The sequence below is a fragment of the Paenibacillus sp. TAF43_2 genome (assembly GCF_052113545.1).
Lineage (GTDB): Bacteria > Bacillota > Bacilli > Paenibacillales > Paenibacillaceae > Pristimantibacillus.
In genome coordinates this window covers 1-10,694 of record NZ_JBFRDK010000224.1, presented here as the reverse complement: position 1 = coordinate 10,694, position 10,694 = coordinate 1, and the positions used below count along the sequence as shown (strand labels likewise).

Sequence of the window (10,694 nt, the reverse complement as noted above, 5' to 3'; positions counted from 1 at the left end):
CGCCATACATCCGCTTCCATATGCTCCTTCATTCCTTCAACACGAATACGAAGCCGTTCCGCTCGAGCCGGAATGTTATGGAACTGCCGTACACCCATCATTACAAACAAACAAAAAAGCTCAACCAGTGGTCGGCTTGCTATATATGGTTCAGGCACTTGCATCACCCAACGTGAAACGACGATGTTCTTGCCTCCAAGAAGCTCGTATAGATGCGCTTCAATGAGGCGAGCGACATCTTCATACTGCCGTCCCGCTAGATAATGCTCCACCGCATCTATGATAAACAGGTTGTTTTCGAGCCATTGCGCGGCACGTATATTCGACTGTACCCACAGCTCAGGCGCCGTTCGAGCGAGCATGGATTGGAGGAAATCAGACAGCAGATGGTGATAGCGATACCAATGGCGCTGATTATCCAGCGGAATGATGAATAGTTGAAGCTGCTCCAACTGTTCCAACTGTTGCTGACCTCTCGCTTGACCCGTCACTGCATTGCACAACTCATAGTTTATCTGGTTTAACACAGAGGTTTGCAATAGGAAATTGTACAATTCCTCCGGCAGATCGCGAATGACTTCATCCAACAAATAATCGGATATGTCCTGCTGATGGCCGCTGAATTGACGGATCGACTCAGCCACATTACCGCTTTTTTTCAGCGAAAGGGCCGCAAGCCGCAAGCCACTAATCCAACCTTCAGTTTGGTTATATATCATATTGAGCTGCTCAAATGACAGATTCAAATCAGTAGTTTCTTGAAAGAAACTGAAGACTTCCTCAGGCTTGAACCGCAACTGCTCTATCGTTATACGCCGCATTTCTCCTTTTGCGAATAATTTTGCCGTAGGAAAAGGAAGAACGTTGCGGGTTGCAATATAGAAATGAATATGCTCAGGAATGTATTCGAGCAAGTAACTTATCGACCTCTGGATTGCCGGCATCGTCACAAGATAATAATCGTCCAAAATGATGACTAGCTCGTCCGGCAGTTGATTTAACTCGTTCAACAGCGCAGTCATTGCCGGCTCCATCGATTCAAATGATGCAGTGGGGCCATCCGCTAGCAGCGGCCAAACGGTCAAACCAAAGCCGGCGACACGATTCTGGATTGAAGCAATAATGATATTCCAGAAAGCGATCCAATCGTCGTCCTGCTTGCTGAGTGATACCCATGCAACAAGCTTGCCGCTTTGTTTAGTCCATTCGCTTAACGCCATCGTTTTCCCATAGCCGGATGGGGCGAATATGTGTGTCAGCTTCGCGTCCATACCCTCGTCTAGCAGGCGAAGCAGATTGGAGCGGGTAATCAGGGCATGACGTACATTGGGAATGTGAATTTTTGTCGAAGCTATCATTGAAATGCCTCCCAAAACCATACAAAATACAAGTAATGAGGAGTAAATTCGACATTTATTTGCAAATTCCTTTGCTTGTTAAGCTGTTTGGGGCATATTTTACCATGAGAGGATAAGCTCTTTTACAATCATTGAGGGTCACATTTTCACGCTATTTATGATGAGGTTCACCTTACAAACACCTGTACAGTCTATGACTCCCGGAACAATGATTTCATCCACACATTCAATCAATACTTTCCATGAATCGGTTGTCTTGAATTTATCAAAGGATCGTTCATATAAAGAAGCGATACATCCCTCAATTCTATCGATTATTAATCAAAAATTCGGGAACATAGTTGAGTTACCCTGCCAGTTAGCGTAACGATGAGCTACCACGCGGCAGCCCACTCCGTGTTCAACTAACGCCTCCCATCCCCTAGAAATATTCGTTCAGGTAAAGTCCAGGTTGTTATTATCACTTAACCGAATCACTTTCTCTTTGTATTTTTTTAACTTGGCTTCGAAACCGCTTCTATTTTGTTCAAAATCCCGTGTCCATTTATACATCATCTTCAACATCAGGATGTCTGGCTTATAATGACACTTTTCAATACCAAGATTTTGCTTAAGAAATCTCTTTAGGATTCTTATCCTTCGCGTCCACAATGGAGTATCTAGAAATATGATTGTATCGGCCATTTCATACAAACATTGATAGGACTCTCTATCTGTTCCTTCAAATATCCATGTACCGTGTATATCTATTTCCTTTATAACCTCAATTTGTTCTTCTGCTGAACGTTTATATCGTCCCGTACCACTAGCTACAACTCCAATAATGAAGATCTTTTTCATTCCTATTCTAGCTCCCTGCAACGAGCATATTTGATTTTAATTTAGAAAAAGTGATCATCTTTCGGGTTTTGTCTAGTCAGGGTAATGATCAGAAAGTGCACCTATACCCTCCAGTTCAAATTCTAGAGATACCTCATTATGTTGTAAATAATCCATAGTTGTTTTATCAAGCATATTATTAGATATTTGTTTGAAAAATGTTTTGAAAAACGTTCATACTCGACCTAAGCAGGGGGGAAATCCTGATCGAAGGTCTATTTTATGACAAAGCAACTTCCAGTATAGTTCCATATGTAAGATAATACTAGGAGGTTTTAACGCATGACAGAAGCCGTTTTGAAGCTTCGCAACGTGACCAAATCGATTGGCGGACGTAAGATCGTCGACAATCTTAGTTTCGATATACCCGCAGGCGAAGTATTCGGATTTCTCGGACCTAACGGTGCCGGCAAGACGACAACAATACGGATGATTGTTGGCTTGATATCGATGTCGAAGGGCGAGGCCCTAATAAAAGGCGTATCCGTCCGCGAGCACTTCGAGCTTGCTATGACGCATGTAGGAGCGATCGTCGAAAATCCGGAAATGTATAAATTTTTGACCGGTTATCAAAACCTTGTTCATTTTGCCCGTCGGCATAAAGGCATTACGAAGGAACGGATTAATGAGGTCGTTAAGCTTCTCGGACTTCAGAACCGTATTCACGAGAAGGTTAAGCGTTACTCTCTCGGCATGAGGCAGCGGCTTGGCGTTGCCCAAGCGATTCTGCATCGTCCATCGTTGCTCATCCTTGATGAGCCGACAAACGGGCTCGACCCTGCAGGCATTCGAGAACTGCGCGATTATTTGCGCAAGCTGACGAGAGAAGAAGGCATCTCCGTCATCGTCTCTTCCCATCTTCTGTCCGAAATGGAGCTTATGTGCGACCGGGTTGCGATAATACAAGCCGGCAAGCTCATCGATATTCGCTCGTTGCAGGAAACTCGCGATTCAATACAGTCGAAGATCGTTATCGAAGTCGGCGATTTACTTGCCGCTCAGCAGCTGCTATCCGCCATCTTCGATGCCACCCGCATTACGGTGAAAGGCAATCTGCTCGAAATTGCAGCTGACAAAGCTGCCATTCCCGATATTACAAGGCTGCTTGTAAGCTCGGAGATTGACGTGCTCGGCATTCAAGTGGCGCAGAAGTCGCTTGAAGAACAGTTCTTGGAAATTACCGGAGGTGAGATGGTTGTCTAGTCTGTCTAATCTAATTCGAAACGAAAATATGAAAATATATCGTCGTCCTCGTACATGGCTTATGATCGCCTTCCTCGTTTTTACAATCGCATTGATGAGCGGCATCATGAAGTGGGAATCAGGCCAAAATAATACGATCGACTGGCAAAACAACCTGACCGAACGAAATAGCAACATGCAGCAGGAGCTTCAAGAAAACAAAGAGCTCTCGGTAGAGGATAAAACATACTTCACTAACGAAATCAAGCTCAATGAATATTATTTGGAACAAAATACAAATCCTAACGAATTGTCATTGTGGAATTATGTAGATACATCATCATACTTAATTATTTTAGCGACGATTCTAACCGTCATTATCGCTGCCGATATGATTGCGGCCGAATTTACTTGGGGCACGATCAAGCTGCTGCTTGTCGGTCCGGCTTCGCGCACGAAGATTATGATCAGCAAATACATCGCCACGCTTGGGTTCGCGCTTCTGCTGCTCATATTGACATTTGCGTCTGCTTACGCGGCCGGAGGTATTCTCGAAGGCTTCGAAGGAACAAGCCAAGCGAAAATATCGATTACCGATGGCGGAGTTATCCAACAAAGTTCCTATTTGTTAAATTCGTTGGAGAAATACGCTTTCTCGATCGTATCCATGCTCATGTACGTTACGATGGCTTTCATGATTTCGTCCGCGTTCCGCAGCTCCTCGATGGCCATAGCCTTCTCGCTTCTGTTCATGCTGGTCGGCAATACGCTATCGGGGCTTCTCAGCGGCTATAGCTGGGTCAAGTATTTGCTCTTCTCCAACATCGACCTGACGCAATATATGCAAGGTGCGACGCCGCTAAGACCGGAAATGACGTTGACGTTCTCTATTATGATACTTGTCGCCTACTACATCGTATTCCAATTCTTAGCTTGGTTACTGTTTACGAGACGCGACGTCGCCGCTTAAGGGCAATTCCAATACTAAGAGCCTCGGGCACTGCTTGCAAGAAGCTGTGCCCGAGGTTCTTTTGTTTTAATCCAACTAACGTGTCCCGTTACTTAAACGATCTATATCCGATCTTTTAAATTTGGACGTGGATAAAACTTAGAGTATTCCATTCCGACACTTTATTTTCTGCGTTACCCTGTCAATTCGGCGTCCGGTCGACTAATCTTTTTACCGAACCCACTGTATTGCACTTGAATCCGGTCTTCCGGGCGAATGTCGACAGTATACAGAACGAGCAGAAAGAACCATTCCAGCGGCTTCATTGCTACATAGATCACATCCGCTGCTGTCTTCGTACGAATCTGCCGACTTACCGGATAGCCGTATTTATCGTAAAGTCTTCGAATCGTCCGGTGGCAGGCGGGCATGTACTGTTCCAGCACATTTTCGAACGCGTTAGCGATCATCAGCTGGCGATTCACTGTAATAGACATGCCGTGCCGGATTCCCGGCCTAAGCGGCTTCACTAGGGATCGATGTCCCAGAGCGGCGACGGTGCACAAATAATGGCCATCCCCCGACACCATTTCCGGCGGGGGTGCCGGCAGCCTCGATAAGTAGAAGCCGCTCGTATCCAGAAACGCCCGCACTACGCCATCCGGCCGCTGCCCGAACAAGACTAGAAGCAATTGAACAACAAGCTGAACGGGGAATAGCAGTGCGAACCATAGCGCCGGAATTGCCCGGTGACGCATGATAATGAAGCGATGCAGAGGCCGCTGCCAGGCGGGCATCGTCTCGGCATCTTCCCCCCTTCCGAACGCCTTCCATACGTCCAATGAGCGCTTGAGCTGCGCCAGGTATAGCAGGCAAGACGTTAAGCTCCCGGTTTGAAGAAGCAACACGGAGAAGATCTCATTAAAATCGTAATTGGAAAAGCCGGTATGAATGAAATAGACTGCGGTCAGCGAAATGCAAAGAACCAAAAAGACGTTGCAGCAAGTATAGACAATTGGAGAAAGTTTCCTATGATAGATTCTCAGCGCCCAATAGGAAAAGAAGCCGAGCAACCAGTCTACGCAAAGCACAGCACTATGCTTGTAGGACAAAGATGCGTATGCATATAATGGCTCTCCGGTTTCTGAGTACATTTTCAACGGCGCTCCTCCTGGTACCCCTTTCATATCAAATATGAAGCCAACGATCAGGAGAAACGAGGCTATCGAAAGTAGAATGCCGTCTACGAGCCGGGTTAACGTCAATCCTTCGCCTTGTTCGCTTTCCCCAGCTTTTCGCGCGAACGTAAACACCGCCCGAATGAGGGCGGTGAACGCTAGGAGAAGAAATGGAGTGAACAACAGTAGCATTTTCTTGATGCTCCTTCCGGTCGATATTGGACAGGACTTGTGCGGCAGGCGCGCTTGTCGTTTCGTCCACATCGGGCGCGTCGCGTTTCGCCACCGCAATCAATAAGGTAGACATCATCGTTGAATGCCCGACTTCAAAATTTTAAGAAAGCAGTTTTGGAAGCGGCGAATGCTAAAGTCCCTTTGACGCTGTATGATACTGATCCTAAAAAAGGCATTCTTTTGAGAGGAATCGAAGTCAAACTGCCGCTGTGTTATTAAATGAAAATGCCCTGTTTGCACCTCCGAGGATTTATTTCGATATAAGTAAGGAACTGACCATTTATCTAGTCAATGATACTCTGAATTTATAATCCAAAAAAAGAGAAAAATGATCATGTATATTTTCCTATTTATTGGTCCTTACTGCCCATTAACGTAGCGTAGGGCTGCCATGTGGCAGCCCTTAATGCTTAATATAAGACCTGATATCGGAATTACAGCAGCGAGGTTACGAACTATCGAAGAAATCCAGCATATAGGCATTGATAACGGAGTTCACTCTTTCGGGCGCAATCTTTCCTGTAACTCCCAGCATTTTAAAAATCGGAGAAATGAACTGTACGTCGGTAATATTCAAATGCTACGACTTACGCAGCCCCTCTCTCTCACGCAGTCGATAAAGCGCTCCATCCAAGTCTATTCCAACCGTGATTCGTGGATCGTAAGAAGCGTCATAGGCCGTCGCTCCTCCGATGGAATGACCGAACACCCCTACATGTCCGAGATCAATCCTCCCTTTTAGATGACTTGGAATCTTCCCCGATTGGATGAGCTCGAATTGGTCCAGCGTAAACGCCACATCGTCCGTTAAAACTTTTCCCAATTTGTCGCGATTTCCGCTTTCCGTCCGGTAATCATGGTCTGGCGAGAATAAGTCGTTGGTTGTGCTGGTCGTGATTCGACCATCTGGAAACTCGGTTGCAAATGAGGATCAGCGGGTATGAAGTCTGTGCCGAAGAAACTTCGGCCCCCGAATAAGCATGACTGGATACGTAGTAAGGTGTTGAAGAGTAAACCCGGGAAGGCCATAGTTCCCAGCCATATAACGTAAAATCTGGGGATCAGGAATAAAGGGAGCGTACTGGCCGGTGCCAGCTTGAGCCGGATACCATACCTGAACCATCAATTCTCTCTTACCATCACTGGCTTCGTCAAAAATCTCTTCCCTCTCTGTATCCACAAAATGATAAGTTTGCGTTCCTACCTTAAATTCGCCTGTCGGTTCAGGCAGTTTAAATACAGGAAATACATACATGAGACCCGCTGTTACGACCAGCATTAGCGCTATAGCGGTATTAGCTGAACCCAACATGAATCGCGGGATTTTTTTTGGGCCGTTTTTTTTAAAATAGCTATAACCTGAAATGGCTAAAAAAATGATCGTTATGCAATATAGGAAAAATAGCTGAACTCTGTATCCTTCCACCGTCCAATGAATGACCAGTAAAAGTGCGGCGATTCCGCTTGCAACGAATACTGAAATTTTACGCCGTCCTTTTTTTAAGAGGACTGTTAATGCAAACAAGCCGATGTTTGACAAAAAAAGCAACAGTTCAAACAGCCTAATCTCGATTCTCCCTTTAAAAAATTTCTATTTTTTTATTCCGATATTATCCTGCTAAACTGGCCTAAGCTATCGCTTTGCCTTACATCTACCTTACAATTTTGTAAGACGCTTATTTAGCACGTAACCATGAAGTGGTAACCATGGTAACCATTCCCGAGACTGATTTTACAGCTCACTTTTCTTGTCCACCCTGATAAACTGCCCGTTAGCTCAACGAGGCTGCCGATTTATTCCGGCAGCCTCGTCCTGGTGATTATTTACCCGTTAGCTTAATAAAGCATCGTCTGCCTAAGAATTTATTTTCTTATGACACCGCTGGCGCCTAGCTAGCGTCTTGAGCTTGTTCGCATGCTTTTCAATTTTTTGAATACATTTATGTATTCGATTAACAGGAGGACACAAGTCATGTCACAACTCGGGCAATCGTTTATGAGAGGTACTCTGGTTTTGTCTGTTGCTGCTTTCATCAATCGTATTCTCGGTTTTATCAGCGGCATGTATATAGCTCGCGTACTGGGTGCAGAAGGAATCGGCATCTTGATGATGGCGCATCCGCTTGTTCCGCTCGTCATTACGATTACGGAGCTTGGATTACCGGTGGCAATTTCCAAGTTGGTCGCAGAGGCCCAGGCTCGCGGCGAACGAATGAAAGTGAGGCGCATTCTGTATGTCTCGCTCGCTGTTACGGGCGTTTTGAGCGTAGCGCTCACGACCATATCGTTACTTGGATCAGAGTGGATCGCGTCTATTTTGTTAAGCGACCAGCGGGCTTATTACGCCATGCTAGCGATTACACCGATCGCACCGATTATCGCAGTCTCCGCCGTATTAAAGGGGTATTTTCGGGGCATGCAGCAGATGAAGACCATTGCAGCTTCCGATGTGCTGGAGCATACGGTTCAAATCGCTTGTGTGTTAGCGTTGGTACACCTATTGCTGCCTTACGGAATTGCTTATGCAGCTGCTGGTGCAATGGCTGCCTCTGTCGTAAGCGAAGCGATAAGCCTCTTATTTCTGATGACAAGCTACAAGCTATATGGTGAATCGAAGGTTTCGGGCGAGACTTGGGCGAGCCATCTGAAACAAGGAAGAAGCACACTCGCCGAGCTGCTGCAAATCGGACTTCCGACGACTGGTCATGGTATCATTCATTCGTTATACAACGCCTTCCAGCCGCTTCTTATTACTACCAGCCTGGGCCTGTACGGCATCGGCACAGCTTTAGCCACGAAGCAATTCGGTCTGCTGGCCGGCTATGTGTTTCCGCTATTATTCATGCCAAGCTTTATCACGCAATCCTTATCCACAGCTCTTATTCCCGCGATTGGTGAGGCCACGGTGAACAAGAATAGTTTGCTCATACATGAGCGGATGAATCAGGCTATGATACTGGGACTTCTGATCGGCGCGCCAGCGACCGTTATCCTGTACGAATGGGCAACTCCACTAACGACACAAGTCTATAATGCGCCTGAAGCAGGATTACTTCTAAAAATACTTGCACCTATGTTTTTTCTACATTATTTCGATGCTCCACTTCATGCGATTCTACTTGGCCTCGGTCGCGCGAAAGCAGCTCTATGGAATTACGTAATAGCCACTGTATTTAAGGGTGTCTCGGTCTTCGTGTTAGGCAGTCAATTAGGAATCGTTGGTGTTGCGTTCGGCATCGGTATTGGCATATTGATACAAACGCTATTGAACTTTTTTTCCATCTCGAGTTCGATCGGATTTTATGGGAGCATTCGTCCTTATATCAAGGTTGGGATCTGCATGATGCTAATGGCAATCTGCGGACACTTGACCTATAACCAGCTAGTCAGCCACGGTATGCCGCAGTTATGGTGCGTAATCATTTCAATTATCTGTTCCATGTTTCTTTATTTCGCTGCTCTAGTCGTGACAGGTACGTTGAATTGGAAAAGCACGCGTCATAAATTTTCAATTCCATGGTAAGAAAAAGCAGTCATGATTCGATATGTAAAAAGAACATAAAGTATTTTCTTAGTGCTTAGGCTAAGATAAGTCCCCTGTTTAAGCACTACATGCTACCCGCGTACGTTCTTTAATTAGCAATTGGAAATGGATATAATGAGGAGGACGTAGCCCAAGCGAAGGCGCGGGAGCGTCCTTTTTATTGAACTAACGGGAAGGATAGAGGAACAGACGGTAAGGTTGTTCTCGAACAGAAGAACAAGTTAATGATATGATGTTGTAAATGGAATAGGCTAGTCGAGCCTATTTTCTATTTTCGTGAGGGAGTCGATAAATGGGTATGGGAAGTACGAATCAATGGGATGCGGAATGGGAAGTATCAGAAGAATTAGCTCATAAATTAATAAGCAGTCAGTTTCCACAGTTAGCTTCACAAAGCGTACAAAAACTAGGATACGGCTGGGATAATACTGTTTTTCTTGTTGGGGCCGAATATGTATTTCGCTTTCCAAGAAGAGAAGTTGCAATTAATCGTTTAAGGATGGAAGGAAAGGTACTACCTAAGCTTAAAGATTATTGTTCCATTGCATATTCGATACCGTTATTTTTTGGGGAAGGGGATTATAATTATCCTGCTCCTTTCCTAGGCTACCCCTATTTATCAGGAAAAAAGTGAAACCCAAAAACGTATTCCTCCATGGAGACCTTCATTTTAAAAATATGCTGGTAGACGAGAATGGAATAATTTCAGGGATTATCGACTGGGGAGATATCAATATCGGACATCCTGCTTGCGACTTGAATGTCGCGTATAGCTTTTTGCCTCCGGATGCGCGTTCAGACTTTTTCAAAGAATATGGGGATGTCGATGAAGAAACGAAGATATTAGCTCGATTGTTAGCCATATACATTCCCATTTTGATCATGATGCAGGCAATTGATTATAAAGATGAAAAGTTGGTTGCTGAAGCAAAAGCGATCATAAAACGTGCTCTCGCTGATTAAGAAAGGTCATTCCGCTAACGGATACGTTAGTACAATATATTGGCTTTTATTACTTTTGAGCAACATGAACCTCTGAGTCTAATGTGGAGCATAGAAAGACTTCTATAAAGTATTTGTGGTAACTTGTACGATATTTAGAAGGAATTATCCCCCTAATAGGCGTATATATAATTGTGCAGTGACCTCTCAGGGAACAATGGATCGTCTACACTAAGTTAGACAGAAAAAATAAGGGCTAGTAGAATGAAGAGAACAGATAAGGAGCGAATCTACTATGCCAAAAGCAAGACGTACATTTACTGCAGAGTTTAAGAAGCAGATGATCCAGCTTTATGAGAGTGGAAAATCAAGATCAAACATCATCAAGGAATATGATCTGAGTGCTTCTGCCTTTGATCGTTGGATTG

The 10,694-nt window shown here is 44.9% G+C and carries 6 protein-coding genes and 3 pseudogenes; 5 read left to right on the top strand and 4 right to left on the bottom strand.

What is annotated here, in order from left to right:
- Both AB4Z17_RS29655 and AB4Z17_RS29650 read right to left on the bottom strand, forming a co-directional pair.
- Window positions 1–1,358 (bottom strand): annotated as a pseudogene (locus tag AB4Z17_RS29655) (hypothetical protein); the annotation flags it as partial.
- A gap of 435 nt (window positions 1,359–1,793) precedes the next feature.
- Complete coding sequence (locus AB4Z17_RS29650; protein ID WP_441963851.1) at window positions 1,794–2,198, bottom strand: hypothetical protein; 405 nt, start codon at window positions 2,196–2,198, stop codon at window positions 1,794–1,796.
- 321 nt (window positions 2,199–2,519) lie between these two features.
- Between AB4Z17_RS29650 and AB4Z17_RS29645 the strand changes: the two genes are divergently transcribed.
- Window positions 2,520–3,440 (top strand): ABC transporter ATP-binding protein, encoded by a 921-nt coding sequence (locus AB4Z17_RS29645; RefSeq protein ID WP_441911883.1) that lies wholly within the window; start codon window positions 2,520–2,522, stop codon window positions 3,438–3,440.
- The gene (locus AB4Z17_RS29640; protein ID WP_441911885.1) at window positions 3,433–4,389 is read left to right on the top strand and encodes an ABC transporter permease; all 957 of its coding nucleotides are present in this window, start codon (window positions 3,433–3,435) and stop codon (window positions 4,387–4,389) included. Before AB4Z17_RS29645 ends, AB4Z17_RS29640 begins: the two co-directional genes overlap by 8 nt.
- A gap of 173 nt (window positions 4,390–4,562) precedes the next feature.
- Here AB4Z17_RS29640 and AB4Z17_RS29635 read toward each other — a convergent pair whose 3' ends face one another.
- Window positions 4,563–5,738, bottom strand: coding sequence for a DUF6688 domain-containing protein (locus AB4Z17_RS29635; RefSeq protein WP_441963855.1), 1,176 nt, complete (start codon window positions 5,736–5,738; stop codon window positions 4,563–4,565).
- Between the two features lie 499 nt (window positions 5,739–6,237).
- Window positions 6,238–7,347 (bottom strand): annotated as a pseudogene (locus AB4Z17_RS29630) (alpha/beta hydrolase); the annotation flags it as partial.
- A gap of 405 nt (window positions 7,348–7,752) precedes the next feature.
- On the opposite strand from AB4Z17_RS29630, the gene spoVB reads away from it, so the two are divergent.
- The 3 genes and pseudogenes from spoVB to AB4Z17_RS29615 all read left to right on the top strand — a co-directional run.
- A complete protein-coding gene (spoVB, locus tag AB4Z17_RS29625; protein ID WP_441911889.1) occupies window positions 7,753–9,303 on the top strand; it encodes a stage V sporulation protein B in 1,551 nt (516 codons plus the stop codon).
- Between the two features lie 319 nt (window positions 9,304–9,622).
- Window positions 9,623–10,287: pseudogene (locus tag AB4Z17_RS29620) on the top strand (phosphotransferase).
- 274 nt (window positions 10,288–10,561) lie between these two features.
- The coding region (locus AB4Z17_RS29615; protein WP_441963853.1) for a transposase at window positions 10,562–10,694 on the top strand (133 nt) is incomplete at its 3' end.

Coding starts and splice junctions, on each gene's coding strand:
- AB4Z17_RS29650 (WP_441963851.1), bottom strand. CDS start 2,198: ATGAAAAAGATCTTCATTATTGGAGTTGTAGCTAGTGGTACGGGACGA.
- spoVB (WP_441911889.1), top strand. CDS start 7,753: ATGTCACAACTCGGGCAATCGTTTATGAGAGGTACTCTGGTTTTGTCT.
- AB4Z17_RS29645 (WP_441911883.1), top strand. CDS start 2,520: ATGACAGAAGCCGTTTTGAAGCTTCGCAACGTGACCAAATCGATTGGC.
- AB4Z17_RS29635 (WP_441963855.1), bottom strand. CDS start 5,738: ATGCTACTGTTGTTCACTCCATTTCTTCTCCTAGCGTTCACCGCCCTC.